The organism is Stenotrophomonas sp. 85239_Sma, from assembly GCF_056481725.1.
The window spans coordinates 1,686,032-1,710,532 of the sequence record NZ_CM151163.1 but is presented as its reverse complement, the minus strand read 5'-3'; the positions used below and the strand labels follow the sequence as shown (position 1 = coordinate 1,710,532).

Genomic DNA, 24,501 nt, shown 5'->3' with positions numbered 1-24,501 from the left:
AGCCCGCTTCCACCGAAGTGGAGAATGCGGATTCGATGAATCTTTTCTGACAGTGCACGGCCACGTCGCCCTCAGCGACTGCCAACCCGCACCGTGTCGCCTTCGCGACGGACGACAAAGCGTGGATCGCGTTCGAGGAAGGCCTGCAGCGCGCCGATGCGATGCGCATCCAGGCTGCCGGACAGCCGCGCCGACGCCGCACCTTCATCCAGCACCCGCACCTGCACCTGGTTGTGCCGGTTGAAGGCGGCGGCCACCTCATCCAGCCGCTCGTCCAGGAAGGACACCTTGCGTTGCTGCCAGTCCAGCAGCATCGACAACGGCACATCCAGCGTCTCCACGGCCTGACTTCGCGCGTCGACCTGTACCACCCGGCCTTCGCCCAGTTGCGCAAGGCGCCGGGCGCCCTCGCCCTGGCTCCATACCTCCACCTCGCCGGAGACCACGCCGATGCGCGTCCCCTGCAGCCGTCGGGACACGTCGAACACCGTGCCGATGTCGCGGATCTCCAGCCCGTTCACCTGCACGTTGAACGGCCGTCGGTCGCGTGCAATGTCGAACGAGGCCTCGCCCTGGAGCAGCTCCACCCTGCGGCTGAACCAGCCCATGCGTACCCGCAGCCGGCTGTCCGCGTTGAGCCGCACCTGGGTCTGGTCGGGCAGCACCAGCACACGCAGTTCACCATGGTTGGCGCTGTACAGCTGGTCGGTGGGCATCAGCTGCGGAACCAGGCCCACGCCAAGCAGTGCAACACTGGCGACGGCAGCCGCCACCCACCAGCGCGCGTGGCGACGACGCGGCGCAGCGCGCGGCGCGGCCTGTGCGCTACCGAACAGGGGCACCACCTTGGCGGCAGCCTGCCGTGGCAGCAGCGGCGCCTCTTCCGGCAATGGCGGTTGCAGCGCCTCACCGACCTGCCGATGCAGCGCGAGGGCGTGCATGTACGCGCGCACGTGTTCCGGCGAGCGCTTCATCCAGTCCAGGAATGCACCCCGCTCGGCCTCGCCCAGCATTCCGTCGCGATTGCGCAGGAACCAGTCCATGGCCTCGCAGGCGATCATGTCGTCGACCACGGGGGATGGGTTCCGGTTCATGTGTGCTCCCTGGCGCCAAGCGCCTTCCTGCACGCCTCCAGCCCCTTGCCGATGTGCTTGCGCACCATGTGCACCGACACCTGCAGCTGCTGGCTGATTGCGGGGCAGTCCAGCCCGTCGCGGTAGTGCAGCTCCATCACCCGCCGCGTGGTCGTCGGCATCCGTGCGATGGTGGCGCGGATATCGTTCCAGCGCTGCGCGCGCTCGAATGCACCTTCGATGTCTTCTTCGCTTTTCAGCACTTCGGCCAGAAGGTCGACGTCCTCCAGCGGCGGCAGGGACGAACGCGAGCGTGCATGCTCCCGTGCAAGATTGGCCGCGACCGTGAACAGGTAGGCCTCGGGGTTCTCGATCGCTGCGGCATTCTCGCCGGTGGCCCGCAGCAACCGCAGGTAAACCTCCTGCGCGAGGTCCTCGGCATCTTCGCTGGCAGAACCGCGGCGCAGGAAGAAGCCACGCAGCAGCCGCCGCCGCAGCGCATAGCCCTTCTCCCAGATCCTCACGCTGTTCACGGCCGGCCAACCACCCCGAGGCTGGAAAGCCCTGCAGGGTGACGGCCATCGATGACAGTGGCGTTTCAACAGCCCACAGGCAGCGGCTAGAATGCCGCCCCTGCCTTGTCCCGGCAGCCGGCACAAGGAGCGCCCCGCAATGAACGCCCGCACCGCCATCAATACCCTCAGCAGCCTGATGTTCCTGCTGCTGGTCGCCCACACCACCGCCTACCAGCAGCAGATGTGGCCACCCAGCCGGGTCGTCCACGTGCATCCGGTGGTCGTCGCCCTCGCCTACGCGCTGGGCCTGCTCACCCTGCTGCTGTGGATCGGAGGACGCCGCTTGCCGGAACGCTGCCAGCAGCTCTCGGGCTGGCTGCCGATCGTGGCCTGGTGCCTGCTGGGCGTCGGCGTGGCGGTCATCCCGATGTTCTTCCCGGGCCTGTCCCCGGCCTGATCAGCGGCCGCACGCAGCACGCCCGCCCATGATACGGCGCGCCGTGCCAACCCTTGCTTGCCAGAGACCCAAGCCGGGCCCGCCTATCGAAGGCACAGGGCCAGGCCTACGCTTGTCTCCTCGGTGACTACGACGGTCGCCCTTCGCGTCACGGCTCCGCCGTTGCGACCCCGCTCCAGTGCTGTGCGCCCTGCCGGTGTTGTCGCCCAGGCCGAAGTCCAACTGGCGCTTTCTGGAGACAGCCATGAATCAAGTCCTCATTCCCTTCGATACCGATCCACTGGAAACACAGGAGTGGCGCGAGTCGCTGGAGGCGGTGATGCAGGCCGGCGGTCGACCGCGTGCGCATTACCTGATCGACCAGCTGAGCGAACTGGACGCGCAGCAGCACGGCGACCTGCATACGCGCGCGTGGACCGCCTATGTCAACACCATTCCACCCGAGCGCCAGCCGGCCTATCCAGGTAACCTGGCCATCGAGCACCGCTTGAACGCGATGATCCGCTGGAATGCGATGGTGATGGTGCTGCGTGCTGGCAAGCAGTCCAACGTGGGCGGCCACATCGCCACCTACCAATCGGCGGCAGTGCTGTACGACGTGGGTTTCGATCATTTCTTCCGAGGCCGCACCGACGCCTTCGACGGCGACATGATCTACATCCAGGGTCATTCAGCGCCAGGCATCTACGGACGCGCCTATGTGGAAGGCCGCATCGATCCTGCGCGGATGGACAACTTCCGCCGCGAAGCCGGCCGCGAAGGCCTGTCTTCGTATCCGCACCCTCGCTTGATGCCGGAGTTCTGGCAGTTCCCCACCGTGTCGATGGGGCTGGGGCCGCTGACCGCCGCCTACCAGGCGCGCTACATGCGTTACCTCGAGTACCGCGGTCTGAAAGAACACCAGGGCCGCCGGGTCTGGGCCTTCCTCGGCGACGGTGAGATGGACCAGCCCGAATCGCTGGCGGCGATCTCGCTGGCCGGGCGCGAGCGGCTGGACAACATCGTGTTCGTGGTCAACTGCAACCTGCAGCGCCTGGACGGTCCGGTGCGTGGCAACGCCAAGGTCATCCAGGAACTGGAAGGCACCTTCCGCGCGGCCGGCTGGAACGTGATCAAGCTGATCTGGGGCAGCGGCTGGGACGACCTGCTGGCCCGCGATCACAGCGGCCTGCTACGCCAGCGCATGATGGAATGCGTGGATGGCGACTACCAGACCTTCAAGTCGCAGAGCGGCGCCTACGTGCGCGAACACTTCTTCGGCCGTTACCCCGAGTTGCTGGAGCTGGTCGCGCACATGAGCGACGACGACATCTGGGCGCTGGCACGTGGTGGCCACGATCCGCAGAAGGTGTACACCGCCTACCAGCAGGCGGTGAACACCAGCGGCCGGCCGACAGTGATCCTGGCCAAGACGGTCAAGGGTTTCGGCATGGGCGAAGCCGGCGAAGGCCAGAACATCAACCACCAGCTGAAGAAGATGAGCACCGATGCGGTGCGCGCCTTCCGCGACCGCTTCAACCTGCCGGTCAGCGACGATCAGCTGGAGGAAATGCCCTATCTGCGCCCGGAACCCGGCAGCGCCGAGGCCGCCTACTTCGCCGAACGCCGCCGCATCCAGGGCGGGCAGTTGCCCGCGCGCCTGGCCAGGGTCGATCCGCTGCCGCTGCCACCGCTGTCGATCTTCAATACCCAACTGCAGGGCAATGGTGATCGTGGCCAGTCCACCACCATGGGCTTCGTGCGCATCCTCACCAGCCTGCTGAAGGACCCGGAGCTGGGCAAGCTGGTGATTCCGATCGTGCCTGATGAATCGCGCACCTTCGGCATGGAAGGCCTGTTCCGCCAGATCGGCATCCATTCGTACCTGGGCCAGCTGTACACCCCACAGGATGCCGGCCAGCTGAGCTATTACAAGGAAGCCAAGGACGGCCAGATCCTGCAGGAGGGCATCAACGAATCCGGTGCGATCTGCTCGTGGATCGCCGCCGGCACCGCCTACAGCAACCACGGCCTGGCGACGATTCCGTTCTACATCTTCTACTCGATGTTCGGCCTGCAGCGCGTGGGTGACCTTGCCTGGGCTGCAGCCGATGCACGTGCCCGCGGCTTCCTGCTCGGTGCCACATCGGGCCGCACCACGCTGATGGGCGAAGGCCTGCAGCACGATGACGGCCACAGCCACGTGCTGTCGTCGGTGATCCCGAGCTGCGTGTCCTACGACCCGACCTACAACTACGAGCTGGCGGTGATCATCCACGACGGCCTGCGCCGCATGTACGTCGACCAGGAAGACATCTACTACTACATCACCGTACTCAACGAGAACTACCCGCAGCCGGCACTGCCCGAAGGCGCCGAGGCCGGCATACTGAAGGGCATGTACCTGCTGCATCCGGCAGCCGCCGATGCCGCCTCGCAGCCACGCGTGCAGCTGGTGGGCAGTGGCTCGATCCTGCGCGAAGTGGAAGCCGCAGCCGAACTTCTGCGGCAGGACTTCGGCGTCGCCAGCGATGTGTGGAGCGCCACCAGCCTGACCGAACTGCGCCGCGAAGGCCTGGCCGCCGAGCGCTGGAACCTGCTGCATCCAGCCGCGGAACCGCGCGTGCCGTACGTGCAACAGTGCCTGTGGGGCCACCAAGGGCCTGTGGTGGTGGCCACCGACTACATGAAGATCGTCGGCGACCAGATCCGTCCCTTCATCAACGACCGCCGCTTCACCGCCTTGGGCACCGATGGCTTCGGCCGTTCCGACACGCGTGAGTCGCTGCGCGCGTTCTTCGAAGTGGATCGCCACTTCATCGTGCTGGCGGCCCTGAAGTCGCTGGCCGACGAAGGGCGCATCGAGCGCTCGCGGATGCAGGAGGCGATCGACAAGTACGGCATCGACACCGGCAAGCGCGATCCGGCCGCGGTGTAAGGCTGCTGCGTTCACCACGCCCGTTCTGCGGGCGTGGTGCCGGCGGCAACGCTAGGGCATCCGCTTGAACAGGTTGGTCTGCAGGATCGGCGTACCGTCGTGGCCGTAGAACGCCTTGGTCTCGGTCATCGTCGTACGGTCGGCCGCCACGGTATAGATGCGGGTGGAGGCCGGCGTACCGTGGTCCACCAGCTGCATCACCAGCGTGTTCGGCGCCGGCAGTTTCAGGTTGGCCTTGTCTGCGCCATAGGTGCCGGACAAGGGCCCCGGCGTGCCATCCAGCGCCAGCGTGCCGTCGGACTTCATGGTCTTGCCGTCGTGCAGGACGATGTCCACATGTGAACTCCAACGCCCCGCACCGGCGTCCTTGAACTCGAGCACCACCTGCTTCGGGCGTTGCGCCTCTGGCAGCGCGGACGTGGCGATATCCAGCGACCAGCGCCCCAGCAGCGGTGAGGGCGAAGCCTCCACTGCCAGTGCCGGAACAGCAGGTAGCGAAAGCGCAGACAACAACACAGCGGACAACAGTTTCATACGTTGCTCCGTTCCAGTGAAGAAAGCGCTGCGTGACGCGTTGCCGGGCGCAGCAAGGCGAATGCTGCGCGCCCACGGCCTGTGGTGCAAGCCACTTGCTGAATGGCCGACCACGCGTCATGTCAGGCCCCTGTCACACACGGGTAGTAGAACGATCCCAAATCTCCGGCAATCCTTCCCCCACACGGCGTTGAACGCGCAGCCCTCGCTGCGGCATCTTTATGCCGCCGGCCACTTCGCCCGCACTCTGGCCTGGTCGTTCGTGGACCTCGCGCTGGGCTTCTACCTGCACGCCCGGCTCGGACTGTCGGCTGCCCACACCGGCCAGCTGCTGGCGATCTCCCTGGCCTACAGCAGTGTTCTGGATCTGCTGCTGGCCGCCATGTTCACACGCCTGCGCAACCAGCATCGCCTCGCATTGCGCCTGCAGCTGATCGGCGGCCTTGGCACCGCCGCCAGTGCCTGCCTGCTGTTCAGCCCAGGTCCTGCAAACGGGTCCGCCTTGCTGCCGTTGCTGGCCGCGTCGTTGCTGTTCCGCACCTGTTATGCGGTCTACGACGTGGCCCAGAACGCGCTGACGTCATTGCTGCCCCGCGACGAAGACGAGGCCATGCGCTATGTCTCCACCCGCGCTGTGGTGGTGCCGATCTCCAAGCTGTGCATCGCCGCAGCACTGTTCGGGGTGGTCGGCGCACCTGCCTCCCCAGGCAGTGGCAACGAGTTGCTGATCGGCATGATCATCGGCGTCCTGATTACCTGCGCCGCGCTTCCCCTCGCCTGCGTTTCCACGCCCTCACGGCTCTCCGCAGCCAGGATGCCCGGTACCGGCGCCCTGCCCCTGCCGGCACTGCTGCCGGTTCTGCTGGCCGCAGCGGCAGAGACGGCGCTGGTTGGCCTGGCCGGGCGTCTGTTTCCCTTTGCCGACCAGGGCGCGACGCTGACCTTCGCCATGGTGGCAGGCATGGTGGTCGCGCCCTGGCTCTGCCTTCGCCTGCATTCTTCGCTACACAGCGAGACAGGAATGATCGCGTTGATGTCGGTGCTGGCCGTCGCTGCTGTCGGCGGATACCAGGCCAGGCCCTCCCTGCCTGTAGCAATTGCATGTGCTTCCGCCCATGGAGCCGCTGTGGCCAGCGTCGGCCTGGTGCTGTGGCGGCGGACCGCGCTGATCGCCCGTCGCCATGCCGCCCGCAGCGGACGCGAGGATGACCTGAGCTGTTTTGCCCTGCTCACTGGAACCATGAAACTGTCCATCGCCGCCTCCTCATTGCTGCTGGGCCAACTGCTGCCCGGCATACAGGCCGGTGATCCGGGCACAGCCGCCGCACTGATCGCGCTGGTCGCCGTCGGCAGCCTGCTGGCGCTGGCCGCATTGGCCTGGCCAAGCGCGCTGCCCCGTAGCGAGGGCCTGCAGCCATGAGCCTGGCTCCCACATCGCGGTTGCGCCGCAAACCGCTGATCGCGCTGGATGCCGACCACAAGCGCATCATCTGGCTGTTGCGCACGATGGGTGCGGTTCCCCGCATCACCATCGCCCACCAGCTGGGCATGCACAACGGCGCGTTGACCCGCCTCGCGCGCGAACTGTTGATGCTTGAGGTGATCGAGGAACAGGGTCAACTGTCCGACGGCCAACGTGGGCGTCCCTCGGTGCCACTGGCGCTGTCTGGACGGGGTGGCTATGCCGCCGGTGCCACGGTGCATCCCGGTTGGCTGGAGATCGCGCTGGTGGATTTCGCCGGCCAGGTCATCGCCCGTGACGCCACCGCATTCGACAGCGCAGATCCCCGCGATTTCGTCCATCGCGTGGACCAGCGCCTGCGCAGCCTCACCAGCAGCACCGGACTGATGCGCGCCCGCTTCCTGGGCCTCGGCGTGGCCGTTCCTGGGCCTGTGGTCGAAACCGGTCCGGCACGCCGGCACGCGGTGGACTGGCTGCATGGCTGGCGCGATATCGACAACGACCAGTTCTTCGAAAACTACTTCGGCTTCCCGGTCTGGGTGGAGAACGATGCGACCCTGGCGGCGTTGGCGGAGTACTACGACAGCGGGCTGATCCGCGGCTGCGCGTCGGCGCTGCTGCTCTATGTCGGTCACGGCGTCGGCGGTGGCGTGATCCATCGGCGCGATGTGATGCGCGGTGAATTCGGCAATGCCGGCGATATCGGCCGCCTGTTCCGCATGGACGCACCGCGCCCCTCGGGCATCGACCTGCTGGGCACCCTGCGCGACGCCGGCGCCGGGATTCCTTCGCTGTTCGAGCTGGAGGCCTGCCTGGAAAGCCATGCCGGCATCATCAGTGCCTGGGCCGAACGCGCCGGAAATCAGCTGGGCGCAGCGGCCAATACGGGCGTCGCCTGGCTCGATCCGGGTGCCGTGATCCTGTCCGGTTCACTGCCCCGCCAGGTGCTTGACGCCTTGGGGCAATACCTGCGGCAGCCGGCACGCTGGAGCAGTGCGCTGGACAGCCTGCGCCTGCCGCAGGTGCATGTGTCACGACTGGGAGGGTCTGCGGTATCGGTGGGCGCGGCCCTGCTGCCCATCCATCAGCTGGGTGCCGATGCCATCGTTTAATTGTTTATTTCCGCCGAAGTAAACAATTCCGTCATCGCCCGGACCTACCGTGCAGCGGGTCCCCCTTCCCTGCATGGTCGCCCTCCGATGAACGTCAACCCCTTGGTCCTGGGTATCTCCCTGGCCTTGATCTCCCTGCATGGCATCGCTTCCGCCCAGGACGCGCCGGTCCAGAGCAAGGACAGCACCGACGCCGCAACGCTGGATGCGGTGGTGGTCACCGGAGCGGCACGCACCCAGCGTCGCTTCGATGCATCCTTCGCCGTCAATTCACTCAGCCGCGAAGACGTGCAGAAGCTCGCGCCGAAAAGCTACGCCGATCTGCTCGGCTCAGTGCCCGGCATCCATGTGGAAGCCACCGGGGGCGAGGTCCAGAACATCACCCGGCTGCGCGGCATTCCCACCGATCGCGGCTTCATCGCCTTCCAGCAGGATGGCCTGCCGCTCTACCAGGAGTTGGATGGCCACTTCTTCAATTCCGGCGACGGCATGAACCGTTTCGACGTGATGAACCAGCGGGTGGAGATCGTACGCGGTGGCCCGGCGCCGATCTATGCGAGCAGCGGCGGCGCCATCGTCAACAACATCCTGGCCGAGGGCTCCGAAGAGACCCACGGCAAGGCCCAGCTGACCATCGGCGATACCGGCCTGTACCGCGGCGAGGCGTACCAGTCGGGCGCGCTCGGCAAGGACACCTTCTATGCCGTCGGTGGCTTCCTGCGCCAGCATGACGGCTACCGCGACAACGGCTTCCCGAACGACAAGGGCGGGCAGATCCGCGGCAACATCAAGCACTACTTCGACGACACCAGCTGGTTCAAGGTCAGCGGTACCTTCGTCGATGATCACAATACGTTCTACCTGCCGATTCCGGTCGCCGACCCGCGCAATCCCAGCGTTCCGCTGGATCCCTACATCGACTACTTCGACGGCACCCTGAACTCGCCATCGCTGCGCAGCGTAAACCTCAAGTACCTCGATGGCGGCGGTGTCCTGCAGGGCATGAACCGCGATCTGGCCGACGGCCGCCACATGCGCTTCGGCAACATCGGCTTCCAGTACGAGAACACCGCCAGCGAGTGGACCCTGTCCCTGAAATCCGGCTACACCAAGGGCCGCAATACCTTCGACGCACTGTACTCGACCACCAACCCGGTCGACGCACGCAGCTTCGCCAACAGCTATCTGGGCGCGGCCCGCAGCGCCTTCGGCGCCGGTGTCGCGCGGATGGGCTACGCCCTGGCCGGCAGCAACGGCGCCAACGCCTACGATCCCTACGCCGACTCCGGCCTGGTGGTCTCGGCCCAGTACCGGGCAGCGGATTCGGACTTCTACTCCGGCCAGGCCGACTTCAGTGCGACACGGCTTTTTGAAACGGCCTGGGGCAGCCACGATCTGAACATCGGTGCGTACACCGCCTTCTTCGGCACCACGTCCTTCAGCCTGTACCAGGACATGCTGATGGAGATGCGCGGCAGGCCACGCCTGCTGGATCTGGTGGCCTACGGCAACGATGGCACCCCGCTGGGCTATGTCACCGACAAGGGCACACTGCGTTACACCACCACCCTGAATCGCGGCAAGGTCGATGCCCGCATGTTCGCGGTGTATGCCAATGACACCTGGGCACTGACGGACCGCTTCAAGCTCGACGCCGGTATCCGCAATGAGCGCTACCGCTATGAAGGCTATGCAGAGCAGACCGCCCAGGTCGACCTCGGCGATCGCGGCACACTCGCCGACAACACCACGCGCCGGTTCACCGGCGTCGTCCAGAACCATCGCCTGGATCCGTCCGCCACCAACTGGACGGTCGGTGCGAACTTCGACTTCACCCCTTCGATGGGCGCCTATGCCCGCGTGTCGCACATGGAGATCGTTCCCAACTCGTCGGTCGCACGCTCGATCGATCCCACCATCGTGCAGACCCAGCTGGACCAGTACGAGCTGGGCCTGAAGGCTGGTTTCGGCCGGTCCTATCTCTACCTGACCGCGTTCTACACGAAGTTCGATCCACTCAATGCCTCGTTCGTGGCGTTCAACCCAACCACCGGCCGCAATGACCAGTCGGTGCCCTTCATCGGCACCGCCGTCTCCAAGGGCATCGAACTGGACGGCCTGTTCCGGCCGCTGGACTGGTTCAGCATCGCCGGCTCGATCACGGTCAGCGATCCGCAGTACGACAGCCTGCAAAATGATTCCGGCGCCGATCCGGCCGCGGTCAACGGCAAGCAGATCGTTCGCGAGCCCAAGCTCTACGGCAACCTCCGCCCGACCTTCAGCTTCCAGCACGGCCAGGACCAGTTCGAGACCTGGCTGCGCTACGACGTGGTCGGCAAGTCCTACGTCGACCTGTTCAACCAGACCGCGTTGCCGGCCTACCAGACCCTGGGCCTGGGCGTTTCATGGAAGCGCGGCAACTGGGGTGCACAGCTGGTAGGCGACAACCTCACCAATGAGAAGGGGCTCACCGAAGGCAACACCCGCACCGATGCCCTGGCGGGCCAGGGTTCGGCCGAGGCAATCTATGGACGGCCGCTGTTTGGCCGCAACGTCCGCCTGATGGTCAGCAGGAGCTGGTGATGCATCGAAGATTGAGCTTGTCGCTCGCCCTGCTGGCGACTGCCATGCTGCCGATTGCGGCAGCCGCCGACGACCGCGACAGCGCTGCACTGGCCGGACGCTTGTTCCCGACCCTTGTACAGCTGAAGCACGGCGCACTGCCCGCGCCTGCGCGCGCCCTGATGCTCGAACGCGCGCAGCACATGACCGGCTGCCGGACCGCGGCCTGCACACTCGACGCGGCACGTTGGACACCGGCGCAGGCCGATATGCTGGCCGCCACGGTTCCGGCGCGTGCCGAGGCGATCGCGCGGGAGCTGGCGGGCCTCAACAACGTCCTCTCCGTTTACGGCCATGGACAGCGGCCCCGCTACGACGCCATCGACGGCCCGATCGGCACGGCAGGCAGCACGCGCCTGGCGACCGATGTAGCCATTGCCATGCAGATGAGCGAGGTCGACGCCAGCGCGGCCTACACCGCATTCGATCGCAGCATCGCGGTGGCGGTGGGCCTGCTCGATGCCAATGACCGCCTCGATGCGATCCGCTTCGAGCCCATCAACGCAGGAATGAACGCCGCGCCATTCGCGCGCGCGCGGCAGCTCGATTGGTACGCGCATCCGTACACATCGATCATCGTGCTTGGGCAGGGCCCGGACGAACTGACCACCCCGCTCAGCGCTGGCAGCAAGCTGCGCCTGAAGGCGGCCGCGCAGCGCTACGCGGCAGGCGATGCGCCATTCATCATCGTCTCCGGTGGCGCCGTGCATCCACGCGGCACCCGTAGCGTCGAAGCGGTGCAGATGCGCGAAGCGCTGATCGCACGCTTCGGCGTTCCCGCAGACGCGATCATCATCGAGCCGTATGCGCGCCACACCACCACCAACCTGCGCAACGCGGCCCGGTTGCTGGCCGCGCTGCAGGCACCGCCGCAGCAACCGGCGCTGGTCGTCAGCAGTCCGTCGCATATCGATTCGGTCGCCAGCAGCGGATTCGGTGACCGCAACCGTCGTGAGCTGGGCTACGTTCCCGGCAAGGTCGGTCCACGCATCTCACCGTACGCGATCACTTTCGTGCCAGCGCCCGAATCACTTCGCATCGACCCGATGGATCCACTGGATCCCTGAACCTCGCCACTGCCGCCTCAATAGCCGACCTTCAGCGTGAACATCACGTTTCGCGGCGCGCCGTACCAGCCCTGGTTGTAGAAGCCGATCTGCGAGCAGTAGTGGCGGTCAAACAGGTTGTTGATGTTGACCGCCGCCGACACGTTGGAACTGAGCGGATAGAGCGCCATCCGGCCCGTGCAGTCCAGATAGCTCGCCAACAGCGGGAAGCCGCTGCCGCTACCCAGGCCGTCGAGGTCGGCAAGGGCGGGGCTGTGCATGTGCGCTCGTGAAGAATCCCGTATGAGAGCCGCTTTCATATCCGGCTCTTCCATATCCGGCTCTTCGGCAAGGCCCAATCCACCCTTGTCGACTCGAATCGTTACGTTATAACATTTTACATCAACGTCACGAATCGAGTCATGCGTCGCCATCTCCTTGCTGCAGCCATTCTGCTCGCCGTCCACACCGCCCAGGCTGCGGACGAACCCACCCTCCCCACCCTGCAGGTCCAGGCCACCCAGCCTTCCCGCATCGACAACCGGGTCACCATCGACAATCCGCAGGCGCAGAACCGCACCCTCGGCAGCCTGCTCGAACACGTCTCCGGCGTGCAGAGCAGCGCCTTCGGGCCAAACGCGGGCGCTCCGATCATCCGCAGCCTCAGCGGCAACCGCGTGCAGATCCTGCAGGACGGCCAGTCCATCCTGGGCATGAACGCGATCAGCGGTGACATCAACATTCCGTTCGATCCGCTGTTCGTACGCAGCGTCACCGTCAACAAGTCCTCCGACACCGTGCGCTATGGCGGCAATGCGATCGGTGGCAGCGTGGAGATCGATTCGGGCCTGATCTCGCGCAGCATGGAAGACAAGGACCAGTCGATGGAACTGGTCCTGCGCAAGGGCTTCAACGCCGCCGACGCGCAGGGCTTCCGCATGAACTTCAACAACCAGCGCAATCTATCCACCAACCTGCAGGTCTCGCGCCAGCGCATCTCGCACTACGACATTCCCGGCAACAGCAAGGCCAGTGTCTGCAACAGCGATCTGTTCCCGGTCGGCGGTGGCGTCAATTCGGCGCTGGCCGACAGCTGCCAGAAGGAAGCACGCGTCCAGCAGCTCTACAACAAGGCCTCGCAGCCGTACATCGACCAGTTCATGACCGAAAACCCGGACTGGGCCGACGGCGATTTCTCGTTCTACACCAACAATCCCACCTCGGTCTGGCAGCGCCGCACCTACATCAATCCGGTCAACCCGGCCTATGTTGCCGGCACGCCGTCATACGTACAGAAGCAGATCAACAACGATGTCACACCCGACTATCACCACCGGTTGGGCAACAGTTACGCGCGCAATTCGCAGGTGGCGTTCGGGTCGACCCTGTTCTTCGACCGCGGTTACGTCGGTGTCAGCATCGATGCCAAGGACAGCGAGTACGGCGTGCCGGGGTTCTCGATGCAGAACCTGTCGTTCGGTTCCAACTACGCCAACGCATTGCCGGTGGGCGTGGTGATCAAGCAGGAACGCTACGCACTGGAAGCCCTGTTGCGCGATCCGCTGCCGCTGTTCGAGCGCGCCGAACTGCGTGTCTCCAAGCTCGACAACACCTCGGGCGAACGGCTGGGTGCCACCCGGGCCAACGACTACGATTTCGAGAGCACCCAGGCCGAGCTGCTGCTCAGCCACCAGCGCGTCGGCCCGCTCAGCGGCGTGCTCGGCTTCAGCCATCAGTCGCGCGATGTCACCGGCAGCGGCTCGCTGCGCTACCTGCCTGACGTCGACACCCGCAGCAACGCGGTGTTCCTGAAGGAAACGCTGGACTTCGGCTGGGCCAGTTTCGACGCTGGCGTGCGCCACGAGCGCGTTGACCATGATCTGCAACCCAGCCGCTTCAAGACCGCGCGCAATGCCGCCAACACAAAACTGCAGGACCGCAACTACCGGCTCAACAGCTACAGCCTGGGATCGTATGTCGAGCTCGGTCCATTGTTCGCCGCCAAGGTGCGCTACTCGTCCTCGCAGCGCGCACCGGAAATCAACGAGCTGTATGCCAGCAATGCGCACTATTCGGTGATGACCCAGCAAGAAGGCAACCAGAACCTGGAGCCGGAGCGCGCGAAGAACCTGGAACTGACCGGACTGTTCCACCTCGGCGGTTTCGAGCTGTCCGCCACCGCGTACCAGATGCGGTACGAGAACTACCTCTACCTCGGCTACTCCGGACTGCAGACCGCCAATCGCCTGCCGCTGAAGTACTGGAAGCAGACCGACACCACGGTGAAGGGCTTCGAGATCGACGCGTCGCAGGTATTGGACCTTGGCCGCTACGGCACGTTGAACGTCTCCGCCTTCGCCGACCTGGTGAAGAACAAGGCCGACCACCCCGATTCGTTGCGCGCCCACAACGATGGCGAGTACCTGCCGAACATGCCGACCAACCGCTATGGCGCCAACCTGCGGTGGCAGCGCGAAGGCTGGAAGGCGCAGGTGTCGAGCACCTACTACGACACGCAGAAGTACCTCGGCCGCAACGTCAGCGAGGAAGTACCGCTGGATGCGTTCAACCTGGTCGACCTGCAGGTCAGCCGTGAGCTACCGGTACGCAACAGCTACATCGCCGGCATGGAGGTGTTCGTCAACGGCAGCAATCTGCTCAATGAAGAAGCACGCCCGCACAACTCGCCGCTGAAGTACATCGCGCCGCTGCCGGGGCGGGGCTTCCAGGTAGGGGTGACGGTGAAGCTCTGAGCAGGGCCGATTCGGCCGCCATCCAGCGATCAATGATCGCTGGATGGCACGCCGGGATCCTGCAGAAGCGCAAAGAAAAACGCCTGCAGATCGAGGATCTGCAGGCGCTTCTTTGTATCTGGCGGAGTGAGAGGGATTCGAACCCTCGATAGAGCTTTTGACCCTATACTCCCTTAGCAGGGGAGCCCCTTCGGCCACTCGGGCATCACTCCGGGGTTTTCTCCGCGCCTGGTGCGTTGCACCTCAGCGGGGCGTGAATCATAACGTTAATCGGGTGCGAAGGTAAAGCGTTATTCGGCAGAATTTTCGCTACCGGTGCCACCGGCTTCATCACCACGCTGGATGCGCTGGTAGATCTCTTCGCGATGCACAGCGACGTCCTTCGGCGCAGTGATGCCGATACGCACCTGGTTACCCTTGACGCCAAGCACGGTGACGCTCACCGAGTCACCGATCATCAGGGTTTCGCCGACGCGGCGAGTCAGGATCAACATTTTTGTAAGTCTCCATGGAACCGTGTGGAAGGGTATCCCCCACCGGCTTGACGCTCCGTCAAGAAGCGCTACCACGACAAAGGGAAAAGATTCGCAATGGTACCGTCAGCCGTCCCGCTCCTACAAGGAGGGGGACGGCAGGGTTCATCACAGGCGGGGGCTGACCCATTCGACGACTGCAGCCAGCGCAGTAGCAAGGGCGGGCCCGTCCTCGCCACCACCCTGGGCGAGGTCCGGGCGTCCGCCGCCCTTGCCCCCGATCTGACCGGCAATATGGGACAACAGTTCCCCGGCCTTGACCTTGCCCATTGCGCTGCCGTTCACACCGGCGACCAAGGCGGCCTTGCCGTCCTGGGCGCCGGCCAACACGATCACCGCGTCGCCCAGCTGCTGCTTCAGGCGGTCCATGGCATCACGCAGGGCCTTGGCGTCGAAGCCCTCCAGGCGCGCGGCCAGCACCTTCACACCGGCGACCTCGACGGCCTGGCCGGACAGGTCGGCCGTGGCACCGGCGGCGACCTTGGCCTTCACGGCCTCCAGTTCGCGCTCCAGCTGCTTCTGCCGCTGGCCGAGCGCACGGATCTTCTCGACCACGTCGGCAGCGCTGCCGCCGAGCAGGTCGGCGGCTTCGGCCAGGCGGGCCTCTTCGGCGTCCACGTAGTCCAGGGCGCCCTGGCCGGTGACGGCCTCAATGCGGCGCACGCCGGCGGAAACACCGCCCTCGGAGGTGATCTTGAACAGGCCGATATCGCCGGTACGGCTGACGTGGGTGCCACCGCACAGCTCGGTGGAGTAGTCACCCATCTTCAGCACGCGCACATGCTCGCCGTACTTCTCGCCGAACAGGGCCATCGCGCCGAAGTCCAGCGCTTCCTGCATGCCCATGGTGTGCACTTCGGCGGCATTGTTGGCGCGCACCTGCTGGTTGACCTTGCGTTCGATCACGGCCAGCTCTTCGGCGCTGATCGGCTGGAAGTGCGAGAAGTCGAAGCGCAGGCGGTCCGGAGCGACCAGCGAACCCTTCTGCTGCACATGGGTGCCCAGCACTTCGCGCAGCGCGGCGTGCAGCAGGTGGGTTGCCGAATGGTTGAGGATGGTGGCGCCACGGCGCTCGCCATCAACCTGGCCGGACAGCACGTCGCCGACCTTCAGGCCGCCTTCGGACAGGGTGCCGACGTGGCCATGGAACTGGCCGGCGAACTTCTGGGTGTCTTCCACCGCCAGGCGCACGCCGTTGCCGATCAGAACGCCGGTGTCGCCGACCTGGCCACCGGATTCGGCGTAGAACGGAGTCTGGTTGGTGATGACGATGACCGCATCACCCGCATCGGCCGACTGCACCGGACGACCGCCTTTGAGCAGGGCCAGCACGCTCAGTCCGTCGGCCTGCAGGCGGTCATAGCCCAGGAACACGGTCGGGCTGAGGGTGGCCACCAGCTCGGCCGGCAGGGTCACGCCGCCGCCGAACTTGCCCGCGGCGCGTGCGGTCTCGCGCTGCTGTTCCATCGCGGCATCGAAGCCGGCGATGTCGACCGTCAGCTCGCGCTCGCGGGCGATGTCCTGGGTCAGGTCGAGTGGGAAGCCATAGGTGTCGTAGAGGCGGAAGGCGTCAACGCCTGGAATCACGCCATCGTTGGCCTTGCCGGCCACGTCCTCGAAGATCTTCATGCCCGCATCGAGGGTTTCAGCGAAGCGCTCTTCCTCGGCCTGCAGCGCACGGGTGACGGTGTCCACCGCCGCCGGAAGTTCCGGATAGGCCTCACCCATCTGCTCGACCAGCGTCGGCACCAGCTTGCTGAAGAACGGCTGGCGCACGCCCAGCATCCAGCCATGGCGCAGGGCACGGCGGATGATACGGCGCAGCACGTAGCCGCGGCCTTCATTGGACGGCAGCACGCCATCGACGATCAGGAACGAGCAGGCACGGATGTGATCGGCAATCACGCGCAGCGATTTGTTTTCCAGGTCAGCAGTACCGGTCAGCTCGGAAGCCTTGCGGATCAGTGCCTGGAACAGGTCGATCTCGTAGTTGGTATGCACGTGCTGCAGGATCGCCGCCAGGCGCTCCAGGCCCATGCCGGTATCCACGCAGGGTGCCGGCAGCGGCACCAGGGTGCCGTCGGGCTGTCGATCGAACTGCATGAACACCAGGTTCCAGATTTCGATGAAGCGGTCGCCGTCTTCATCCGGGGAGCCCGGGGGGCCACCAGCGATATGGTCGCCGTGATCATAGAAGATCTCGGTGCACGGGCCGCACGGGCCGGTGTCGGCCATCTGCCAGAAGTTGTCCGAGGCGAACGGTGCGCCCTTGTTGTCGCCGATGCGCACGATACGCTCTTCCGGCACGCCGACCATGTCGCGCCACAGCGCGTAGGCTTCGTCGTCGGTCTGGTAGACGGTCACCAGCAGGCGCTCGGCCGGCAGTTTCCAGACCTGGGTCAGCAGCTCCCAGGCCCAGGCGATCGCGTCCTTCTTGAAGTAATCGCCGAACGACCAGTTGCCCAGCATTTCGAAGAAGGTGTGGTGGCGTGCGGTGTAGCCGACCTGGTCAAGGTCGTTGTGCTTGCCGCCCGCGCGCAGGCAGCGCTGCACGTCGGCCGCGCGCACATAGCTGCGCTTCTCCGCACCAAGGAACACGTCCTTGAACTGCACCATGCCGGAGTTGGTGAACAGCAGGGTCGGATCATTGCCCGGCACCAGCGGCGCCGACGGCACGATGGTGTGGCCTTTGCCCTTGAAGAATTCAAGGAAGTCGCTGCGGATCTGGGAAGTCGTGAATTTGGCGGATGCGTTCATTGGGGGCTGGCAGTCTGCGGGCCGACGGACCCGGGGACCACCGGCCGCGTTGGCCAGGGTCCACGAGGGACCGCCGAAAACCTAAAGGGTATCAGGCCCGGCGCCGCCAGTCTCAGTCATCCGGGTCGTAGCGGGTCGCACGGCGGATACTGTCACCGTCAAAGCCCCGCCGGGCCAGCAGATCGGCGGCCTTGCGCCGCTGCGTCAGGTCCTGCGGGCCGGCCTCGCCGAAGCGGCGGCGAACCAGATCACGGGCATTTTCCTGCCAGTCGCCTTCGTAGCTGTCCATCGCTGCCGCAATCGCGGCGCTGTCCAGGCCATGGGTACCCAGCTCGGCACGGACATGGATCGGGCCATAGCCGGTGTTGGCGCGCATCCGGACCAGGTTCTCGGCAAATCGGGTGTCGTCCTGCCAGCCGGCTTCGGTCAGCTTGTCGACAGCGGCCTGCGCGGCTTCGTCTTCGATCCCACGGGCGGTCAGCTTACGGGCGAGTTCCTTGCGCGAGTGCTCGCGGCGGACCAGCAGGCCCAGTGCCCGTTGCACGGGCGTCTGCTCACGCGGCCGGCGCTTGCGGCCGGTGGGAATGTCGTCAGCGTCGGACATCGGTACTCCAAGGGTGGCGCCATCCATGGCGCCCTGCCCATCCCTGGGCGATTCGAACCTGCGGGACAGGGCGACGTCACTGACGGCGCCGCCCTGCCCCACAGCAAGCCTTACTCGTCGTCGCCTTCGTCGTCGCCTTCCTCACGGCTGGCTTCGGTCGGCTGGAACTTCTCTCGCAGCTCGGCTTCGAGCTTGGCTGCGACCGTCGGGTTGTCGCGCAGATAGCCTCGGGCATTGTCCTTGCCCTGGCCGATGCGTTCTTCGCCGTAGCTGTACCAGGCACCGGCCTTCTCGACCAGCTTGGCGTCCACACCCATGTCGATCAGCTCGCCTTCGCGGCTGATGCCTTCGCCGTACAGGATTTCAGTAATGACCTGCTTGAACGGAGGCGCCAGCTTGTTCTTGACGACCTTGATCTTGGTCTGGTTGCCAATGATCTCGTCGCCCTTCTTGATCGCGCCGATACGACGGATGTCCAGGCGGACCGAGGCGTAGAACTTCAGCGCGTTGCCCCCGGTGGTGGTTTCCGGGCTCTGGCCCGGCATCATCACACCGATCTTCATGCGCAGCTGGTTGATGAAGACCACGAGGGTGTTGGAGCGCTTGATGTTGCCGGTCAGCTTGCGTAGCGCCTGGCTCATCAGGCGAGCCTGCAGGCCCGGCAGCTGATCACCCATCTCGCCCTCGATTTCGGCCTTCGGGGTCAGCGCGGCAACCGAGTCGACCACCAGGATGTCGACCGAACCGGAACGGACCAGCATGTCGGCGATTTCCAACGCCTGCTCACCGGTATCCGGCTGCGACAGCAGCAGGTCGTCCACGTTCACGCCCAGCTTGGCGGCGTAGATCGGGTCCAGCGCGTGCTCGGCGTCGATGAAGGCCGCGGTGCCGCCCATCTTCTGGCATTCGGCGATGGCCTGCAGGGTCAGCGTGGTCTTGCCCGAGGATTCCGGCCCGTAGATTTCAACGACACGGCCCTTCGGCAGACCGCCAATGCCCAGCGCGATGTCGAGCATCAGCGAACCGGTCGGAATGGCTTCGACGGGCTCGACCACGCGGTCGCCCATGCGCATCACCGAGCCCTTGCCGAACTGCTTTTCGATCTGGCCCAGAGCTGCAGCGAGGGCGCGCTTCTTGTTCTCGTCCATCGGATTGGTCCTTGCAGAGGTCGTGTCGTTGGGGGTGCTGTCTTTGGGGGTCTTCTTTGCCATGGGTTCACTTTAAGTCGGACGTATCGCACAGGCTGAGATTCTGCCCGGCGCTCTGAAAAGAATTATCGGACATCCGTACCAACCTCAGTGGAACCAGAGAATCGCCACAAAAGACCGCGGGGTAATGCGCTATGGAGCAGGTCAACGGTTGGGCCGCAGCAGGCCGCAATAGAGGCCTTCGATCGCGAAGTCCTGATCCGGCAGCACCTCGATCGGCTTGTAGTCGGGGTTGCGCGGCAGCAGGCGGATGCGGTCCTTGGCGATCTTCAGCAGCTTCACGGTGATCTCGTCATCGATGCGGGCCACCACGATCTGTCCGGAATGGGCGTCTCGGGTGCGGTGCACGCCGATCAGGTCACCGTCGAAGATGCCCTCGTCGATCATCGAATCGCCCTGCACCTTCAGCAGGTAATCCGGCGCTGGGGAGAAGAACACCCGGTCCAGCACTACGAAATCGTCCGAGCCGATGTCGGCGCCGATCGGCAGGCCGGCCGCGACCCGGCCCAGCACCGGCAGGCGCAGGACGCTGTCGGGCAGGCCCGGCTCGGCCAGCTTTTCGACCGGCGGCGCCTGCACCAGGCGGATGCCGCGAGCCTGGCCTGGGATGCGACGGATCGCACCGGCCTGCTCCAGGGCTTCCAGGTGATACTGGGCTGCGCGCACGCCCTTGAAGCCAAACGCACGTGCGATTTCAGTCTGCGACGGCGGGGCGCCTTCGCTCTCGATACGCTCGGCGATCAACTGCAGGATCGCCTGCTGGGTGTCGGTCAGGTCCATGGTTAGTAGTATTACTACTAACTAACAGGACTGCAAGTGCCGGGGGCGACACGGCAACATCCGTCGTGCCCAGCCACGCGAGGCAATCGTCGCCGGCTTGGCCCGGCCGGCAGAGACAAAGGCGAGAGCAAAAGCAGCCGACCAACGGTCGGCTCTAGCAATCGCGCAGCGATTCCGCGGTTCCCCGTTGGGAACAGATGCGGTAAACACACTCATGTGTGCTTGCCGCTTCTCCATATCGAAACCAGGATCCACACGCCGCAGACGCCGGCGCCGATGAAGCCGCACACGCCCAGCGCCAGCAGCCAACGGCTCGAGACGCCACCAACACTGTGCATCACGATCGACGAGCCGATGATCAATGCGGCGGTGACGATGCCCACCACCAGCCGGTTCGCGGCGCGGTTGACCTGCTCGCCGAAGCCCTCCAATGCACTGGTTTCCACCTTCAACTGCAGGCGTCCTCGGCGCGCCGCCTGGACCAGCTTGCGCAGGTCGCGGGGCAGCTCACCGGCGAAGTCGACCAGGCCCAGCAGGCTGCGCCGTCCACGCTTGAGCAGCGCCTTGGGCGCATAACGCTGCAGAACCACCCGCTCCAGGAACGGGCGCGCAGCACTGGCCATGTCGAAATCAGGGTCCAGCTGCCGACCCATCCCTTCCAGGGTCAGGAACGCCTTGATCATCAATGCCAGGTCGGCCGGCAGGGTCAGGCTGTAGCTGCGCAGCAGCTGGGTGATGTCACCCAGCATCAGGCCGATCCGCAGGTCCTTCAGCGGCACGCCGCGGTACTGATCGACGAACTGGCTGATGTCGTGCTGCAGCCGGTTCTCGTCCACTTCCACGCCACCGGCCCAGTCCAGCAGCACGTCCGCCACGCCCTGCGGGTCCTGCTCGACCAGGCCATGCAGCAGTTGTGCGACCTGGAAGCGGCGCACTTCCGACAAGGCACCGACCATGCCGAAATCGATCACACCAATGCGGCCGTCACGCAGGTAGATGATGTTGCCGGGGTGCGGATCGGCGTGGAAGCTGCCGTCCTCCAGCACCATCTTCAGCACGATGTCGGCACCACGCCGTGCCAGCTCGCGCCGGTCCAGGCCCGCCGCGTCGACGCCGGCCAGGTTGCGCCCGGGAATGCCGTCGACGAAGTCCTGCACGTTCAGGCTTTCGCAGGTCCACTGCCAGTGCACGCCGGGAATCAAAATGTCGTCGCGGCCCTTGAAGTTGCGCGCGATGCGCTCGGCATTGCGGCATTCGGCGGCGAAATCCAGCTCACGGCGCAGCGATACGGTGAACTGCTGCACGACCTCGGCCGGGCGATAGCGGCGCAGGTCCGGCAGGCGCGCCTCGACGATCTCGGCCAGCCGCGCCAGCAGCCGCAGGTCGGCCTCGACCACATCGCGGATGCCGGGCCGCCGCACCTTCAGCACCACCTCGCGGCCGTCATGCAGGCGCGCACGATGGGCCTGCGCCAGCGAGGCGGCGGCCATCGGGGTTTCATCGAGGAAGGCGAACACCTCTGCAGGCGATGCGCCCAGGTCGGCCTCCAGCTGCTCGCGGATGTCGGCATACGGCAGCGCCGGCACCGCGTTCTGCAGTTCGGACAGTTCGGCGATCCATTCCGGCGGCAGCAGGTCAACGCGCGTCGCCAGCACCTGGCCCAGCTTGACGAAGGTCGGGCCGAGATCCTGCATCGCGCTGCGCACGCGCACCGGCGCGGTCATCCGCAGCAGCTCCTGCCGCTCTTCGTTCCAGTGCAGCAGGCGCCCTGCCCGCTCCAGCGTGGTGGCCAGGCCGATGCGCCGCACCACGTCGCCGAAGCCATAGCGGATCAGGACGACGGCGATTTCCTGCAGTCGGCCCAGGTCACGGACCGTGCCCAGCGTTTCCCACATCATGCGTGCTCCGGACGATTACCGGAGCAGCATGTCACAGCTGGGCGTCGATACCGCGCAATGCCGCCGCCACGGTTTGCCGGCGGATGGCTTCGCGGTCGCCGTCGAACTGGAAGAGTTCGGCACGGGCGTAGCCGCCACGGCGCTTCCAACCGATCCAGACACTGCCGACCGGCTTGTCCGGACTGCCACCGCCGGGGCCGGCGATACCGGTCACCGCCACGGCGATGCCGGCACCGGAATTGACCAGTGCGCCAGACACCATCTCCAGCACGGTTTCGCGGCTGACCGCACCGAACTGCTCCAGGGTCTGCGCGCGCACACCGAGCAGGCGCTGCTTCGCCTCGTAGCTGTAGACCACCATGCCGCAGTCGAAGAACGCCGAGGAACCGGCGATATCGGTCATGCACTTGGCGATCCAGCCGCCACTGCAGCTTTCGGCCGTGACCAGCTGCAGCGAGGCCTGTTGCAGGCGCTGCCCGAGCGCGGCGGACTGGGCGTTGAGATCGGCGTCGGTGGGGATGGACATCGGCATGACGGTGGGGTGAAGAACCTGCACGTTGTACCGCAGATGACAGGTTGATGTCGCGGGCCGCCGCGATGGCAGCGGCCGGGCGTGGCCCGGCGCTACCTCACCACTCCGGCAGTTTCTCCGGCAGCAGCGCCCGGATCGGCGCGCCTTCGGCACTGGCGGCCAGCTTCTCGGCTTCGGCAATCGGCAGGTCCACCTGCAGCAGCCAGCCCTCTTCATCGGCCTGTTCGCTGCGGATCACTTCCAGCTGGTGCAGGCGCGCACGCAGGCGGCCGGCATCCGGCGGCAGGCGCAGTTCACCGGTCACGTGCTGCAAGCCCAGGCGCCTGCCCAGCACTGCCTGCAGCAGCTCAAGGCCCTGCCCGTCACGCGCGGAAATCCAGACGCGTTCACGACGCGACTCGTCGGGCACGCCATCCTGGCCATCGTGGCGGACGTCGGCACCGTCGATGCGGTCGATCTTGTTGAACACCAGCAGCTGCGGCAGATCACCGGCACCGACCGCGGTCAGCACCTCGTCCACCTGCGCGATGCGCTCCTCGCGATGCGGATCGGCAGCATCGACCACGTGCAGCAGGAAATCGGCCTCGCGCGCCTCGGACAGGGTCGAGCGGAACGCGGCGACCAGATCATGTGGCAGATCACGGACGAAGCCGACGGTGTCGGCCAGCACCACGTTGCCGCCCGGCACCGCGATGCGGCGCACGGTCGGATCCAGCGTTGCGAACAGCTGGTCGGCGGCGTAGGCCTCAGCGCCGGTCATGGCGTTGAACAGAGTCGATTTGCCGGCATTGGTGTAGCCCACCAGGGCGATACGCGGCAGTTCGCTGCGCACGCGCGCACGGCGCATCTGGGTGCGCTGCACTTCCACCTTTTCCAGGCGCTTCTGCAGCTGCTCGACCCGCTTCTGCAGCAGGCGGCGGTCGGTTTCCAGCTGGGTTTCACCCGGGCCGCGCAGGCCGATCGAACCACCGCGCTGGCGCTCCAGGTGGGTCCAGCCGCGGACCAGCCGCGTGGCCAGGTGGCGCAGCTGCGCCAGCTCGACCTGCAGCTTGCCTTCGTGGCTGTGCGCACGCTGGGCGAAGATGTCCAGGATCAGGCCGGTACGGTCGATCACCCGGCGCTCGAGGAAGCGTTCCAGGTTGCGCTCCTGGCCCGGGCTCAACGCATGGTTGACCAGGATCAGGTCGGCACCGCTGGCGTCGGCCGCGGCCTTGATCTCGTCCAGCTTGCCGCTGCCGATCAGGGTCGATGGATTCGGACGATCCAGGCGCGCGGTGATCGTCGCGGCGATGCTGGCCCCGGCCGAGCGGGCCAGATCACCGAACTCTTCAAGCACATCGTCTTCCAGCTTGCCGAAATGGGGCTGGATCAACAGGGCGTGTTCGCCCTTTTTCGAGCGGTCAAACATTCACCGCTCCGGTATTACTCGTCTGCTTCATCACCTGCCTGACCACCTTCACCCGACTGCACGTAACCACCGCCCGGACCGACCTTCACATTGCGTGCCGGAACGACCGTGGAAATGGCGTGCTTGTAGACCATCTGACTGACCGTATTGCGCAGCAGGACCACGAACTGGTCGAACGACTCGATCGTGCCCTGCAGCTTGATGCCGTTCACCAGGTACACCGAAACCGGCACGCGCTCGCGCCGCAGTGCGTTCAAGAAAGGATCCTGCAGCGATTGCCCCTTGGACAT

Annotated in this window: 20 protein-coding genes and 1 tRNA gene; 7 read left to right on the top strand and 14 right to left on the bottom strand. The window is 65.7% G+C overall.

The features are described 5' to 3' along the window. Positions 1 to 71: 71 nt before the first annotated feature. Entirely contained in the window at positions 72 to 1,094 is a 1,023-nt protein-coding gene (locus tag ACYKG1_RS08100) for a FecR family protein (protein WP_100471933.1), read from the bottom strand. Further along, positions 1,091 to 1,606, bottom strand: coding sequence for an RNA polymerase sigma factor (locus ACYKG1_RS08095; RefSeq protein ID WP_262227053.1), 516 nt, complete (start codon positions 1,604 to 1,606; stop codon positions 1,091 to 1,093). Before ACYKG1_RS08095 ends, ACYKG1_RS08100 begins: the two co-directional genes overlap by 4 nt. A 139-nt stretch (positions 1,607 to 1,745) precedes the next feature. Between ACYKG1_RS08095 and ACYKG1_RS08090 the strand changes: the two genes are divergently transcribed. Next, entirely contained in the window at positions 1,746 to 2,045 is a 300-nt protein-coding gene (locus tag ACYKG1_RS08090; protein WP_100471931.1) for a hypothetical protein, read from the top strand. Positions 2,046 to 2,289: 244 nt separating this feature from the next. Further along, positions 2,290 to 4,962, top strand: a complete 2,673-nt coding sequence (aceE, locus tag ACYKG1_RS08085) for a pyruvate dehydrogenase (acetyl-transferring), homodimeric type (protein ID WP_478472333.1) — start codon at positions 2,290 to 2,292, stop codon at positions 4,960 to 4,962. 51 nt (positions 4,963 to 5,013) lie between these two features. Here aceE and ACYKG1_RS08080 read toward each other — a convergent pair whose 3' ends face one another. Then, positions 5,014 to 5,496: a LuxR family transcriptional regulator gene (locus ACYKG1_RS08080; protein ID WP_100471929.1), complete on the bottom strand. Its 483-nt coding sequence runs from the start codon at positions 5,494 to 5,496 to the stop codon at positions 5,014 to 5,016. 61 nt (positions 5,497 to 5,557) lie between these two features. Here ACYKG1_RS08080 and ACYKG1_RS08075 point away from each other — a divergent pair, with 61 nt between their 5' ends. The 4 genes from ACYKG1_RS08075 to ACYKG1_RS08060 all read left to right on the top strand — a co-directional run bounded on the left by ACYKG1_RS08075 (position 5,558) and on the right by ACYKG1_RS08060 (position 11,759). Beyond that, positions 5,558 to 6,916, top strand: coding sequence for an MFS transporter (locus ACYKG1_RS08075; protein WP_478472331.1), 1,359 nt, complete (start codon positions 5,558 to 5,560; stop codon positions 6,914 to 6,916). Next, positions 6,913 to 8,070 (top strand): ROK family protein, encoded by a 1,158-nt coding sequence (locus tag ACYKG1_RS08070; RefSeq protein ID WP_478472330.1) that lies wholly within the window; start codon positions 6,913 to 6,915, stop codon positions 8,068 to 8,070. The genes ACYKG1_RS08075 and ACYKG1_RS08070 overlap by 4 nt, the downstream gene beginning before the upstream one ends. Positions 8,071 to 8,157: 87 nt before the next feature. Further along, positions 8,158 to 10,653, top strand: coding sequence for a TonB-dependent receptor (locus ACYKG1_RS08065; RefSeq protein ID WP_478472328.1), 2,496 nt, complete (start codon positions 8,158 to 8,160; stop codon positions 10,651 to 10,653). A gap of 11 nt (positions 10,654 to 10,664) precedes the next feature. Then, positions 10,665 to 11,759 (top strand): YdcF family protein, encoded by a 1,095-nt coding sequence (locus tag ACYKG1_RS08060; protein WP_478472327.1) that lies wholly within the window; start codon positions 10,665 to 10,667, stop codon positions 11,757 to 11,759. Positions 11,760 to 11,776: 17 nt separating this feature from the next. Here the strand turns inward: ACYKG1_RS08060 and ACYKG1_RS08055 are convergent, their stop codons facing one another. Further along, positions 11,777 to 12,019, bottom strand: a complete 243-nt coding sequence (locus ACYKG1_RS08055) for a hypothetical protein (RefSeq protein ID WP_478472325.1) — start codon at positions 12,017 to 12,019, stop codon at positions 11,777 to 11,779. 141 nt (positions 12,020 to 12,160) lie between these two features. Here ACYKG1_RS08055 and ACYKG1_RS08050 point away from each other — a divergent pair, with 141 nt between their 5' ends. Further along, positions 12,161 to 14,491, top strand: coding sequence for a TonB-dependent receptor (locus ACYKG1_RS08050; RefSeq protein WP_478472324.1), 2,331 nt, complete (start codon positions 12,161 to 12,163; stop codon positions 14,489 to 14,491). Positions 14,492 to 14,610: 119 nt separating this feature from the next. Here the strand turns inward: ACYKG1_RS08050 and ACYKG1_RS08045 are convergent. From ACYKG1_RS08045 to hfq, 10 genes are all read right to left on the bottom strand, one after another. Then, positions 14,611 to 14,703 (bottom strand) — tRNA-Ser (locus ACYKG1_RS08045). 78 nt (positions 14,704 to 14,781) lie between these two features. Further along, positions 14,782 to 14,985 carry a carbon storage regulator CsrA gene (gene csrA, locus ACYKG1_RS08040; RefSeq protein ID WP_004152909.1) on the bottom strand — a complete coding sequence of 68 codons (204 nt, stop codon included), beginning with the start codon at positions 14,983 to 14,985 and terminating at the stop codon, positions 14,782 to 14,784. Between the two features lie 147 nt (positions 14,986 to 15,132). Next, complete coding sequence (gene alaS / locus ACYKG1_RS08035; RefSeq protein WP_478472322.1) at positions 15,133 to 17,781, bottom strand: alanine--tRNA ligase; 2,649 nt, start codon at positions 17,779 to 17,781, stop codon at positions 15,133 to 15,135. A 112-nt stretch (positions 17,782 to 17,893) separates the two neighbouring features. Continuing rightward, entirely contained in the window at positions 17,894 to 18,385 is a 492-nt protein-coding gene (recX, locus tag ACYKG1_RS08030; protein WP_100471921.1) for a recombination regulator RecX, read from the bottom strand. Positions 18,386 to 18,495: 110 nt separating this feature from the next. Then, complete coding sequence (gene recA / locus ACYKG1_RS08025) at positions 18,496 to 19,533, bottom strand: recombinase RecA (protein WP_100471920.1); 1,038 nt, start codon at positions 19,531 to 19,533, stop codon at positions 18,496 to 18,498. A gap of 204 nt (positions 19,534 to 19,737) precedes the next feature. Then, on the bottom strand, positions 19,738 to 20,373 hold the full coding sequence (lexA, locus tag ACYKG1_RS08020) for a transcriptional repressor LexA (protein ID WP_005412936.1): 636 nt from the start codon (positions 20,371 to 20,373) through the stop codon (positions 19,738 to 19,740). Between the two features lie 212 nt (positions 20,374 to 20,585). Next, positions 20,586 to 22,268: a 2-polyprenylphenol 6-hydroxylase gene (ubiB, locus tag ACYKG1_RS08015; protein WP_478472721.1), complete on the bottom strand. Its 1,683-nt coding sequence runs from the start codon at positions 22,266 to 22,268 to the stop codon at positions 20,586 to 20,588. A gap of 34 nt (positions 22,269 to 22,302) precedes the next feature. Then, positions 22,303 to 22,797 carry a CinA family protein gene (locus ACYKG1_RS08010; RefSeq protein WP_005409020.1) on the bottom strand — a complete coding sequence of 165 codons (495 nt, stop codon included), beginning with the start codon at positions 22,795 to 22,797 and terminating at the stop codon, positions 22,303 to 22,305. A 103-nt stretch (positions 22,798 to 22,900) separates the two neighbouring features. Then, a complete protein-coding gene (gene hflX / locus ACYKG1_RS08005) occupies positions 22,901 to 24,211 on the bottom strand; it encodes a ribosome rescue GTPase HflX (protein ID WP_478472320.1) in 1,311 nt (436 codons plus the stop codon). A gap of 14 nt (positions 24,212 to 24,225) precedes the next feature. Beyond that, a complete protein-coding gene (gene hfq / locus ACYKG1_RS08000; RefSeq protein ID WP_004152891.1) occupies positions 24,226 to 24,501 on the bottom strand; it encodes an RNA chaperone Hfq in 276 nt (91 codons plus the stop codon).

Bases quoted from the DNA above. Each gene is read 5' to 3' on its own strand.
- ACYKG1_RS08070 (WP_478472330.1), top strand. From the start codon at position 6,913: ATGAGCCTGGCTCCCACATCGCGGTTGCGCCGCAAACCGCTGATCGCG.
- ACYKG1_RS08090 (WP_100471931.1), top strand. From the start codon at position 1,746: ATGAACGCCCGCACCGCCATCAATACCCTCAGCAGCCTGATGTTCCTG.
- hfq (WP_004152891.1), bottom strand. From the start codon at position 24,501: ATGTCCAAGGGGCAATCGCTGCAGGATCCTTTCTTGAACGCACTGCGG.
- ACYKG1_RS08065 (WP_478472328.1), top strand. From the start codon at position 8,158: ATGAACGTCAACCCCTTGGTCCTGGGTATCTCCCTGGCCTTGATCTCC.
- ACYKG1_RS08100 (WP_100471933.1), bottom strand. From the start codon at position 1,094: ATGAACCGGAACCCATCCCCCGTGGTCGACGACATGATCGCCTGCGAG.
- csrA (WP_004152909.1), bottom strand. From the start codon at position 14,985: ATGTTGATCCTGACTCGCCGCGTCGGCGAAACCCTGATGATCGGTGAC.
- lexA (WP_005412936.1), bottom strand. From the start codon at position 20,373: ATGGACCTGACCGACACCCAGCAGGCGATCCTGCAGTTGATCGCCGAG.
- ubiB (WP_478472721.1), bottom strand. From the start codon at position 22,268: ATGTGGGAAACGCTGGGCACGGTCCGTGACCTGGGCCGACTGCAGGAA.
- ACYKG1_RS08010 (WP_005409020.1), bottom strand. From the start codon at position 22,797: ATGTCCATCCCCACCGACGCCGATCTCAACGCCCAGTCCGCCGCGCTC.
- ACYKG1_RS08075 (WP_478472331.1), top strand. From the start codon at position 5,558: ATGCTGCGCGCCCACGGCCTGTGGTGCAAGCCACTTGCTGAATGGCCG.
- aceE (WP_478472333.1), top strand. From the start codon at position 2,290: ATGAATCAAGTCCTCATTCCCTTCGATACCGATCCACTGGAAACACAG.
- hflX (WP_478472320.1), bottom strand. From the start codon at position 24,211: ATGTTTGACCGCTCGAAAAAGGGCGAACACGCCCTGTTGATCCAGCCC.
- recX (WP_100471921.1), bottom strand. From the start codon at position 18,385: ATGTCCGACGCTGACGACATTCCCACCGGCCGCAAGCGCCGGCCGCGT.
- alaS (WP_478472322.1), bottom strand. From the start codon at position 17,781: ATGAACGCATCCGCCAAATTCACGACTTCCCAGATCCGCAGCGACTTC.
- ACYKG1_RS08050 (WP_478472324.1), top strand. From the start codon at position 12,161: ATGCGTCGCCATCTCCTTGCTGCAGCCATTCTGCTCGCCGTCCACACC.
- recA (WP_100471920.1), bottom strand. From the start codon at position 19,533: ATGGACGAGAACAAGAAGCGCGCCCTCGCTGCAGCTCTGGGCCAGATC.
- ACYKG1_RS08080 (WP_100471929.1), bottom strand. From the start codon at position 5,496: ATGAAACTGTTGTCCGCTGTGTTGTTGTCTGCGCTTTCGCTACCTGCT.
- ACYKG1_RS08055 (WP_478472325.1), bottom strand. From the start codon at position 12,019: ATGCACAGCCCCGCCCTTGCCGACCTCGACGGCCTGGGTAGCGGCAGC.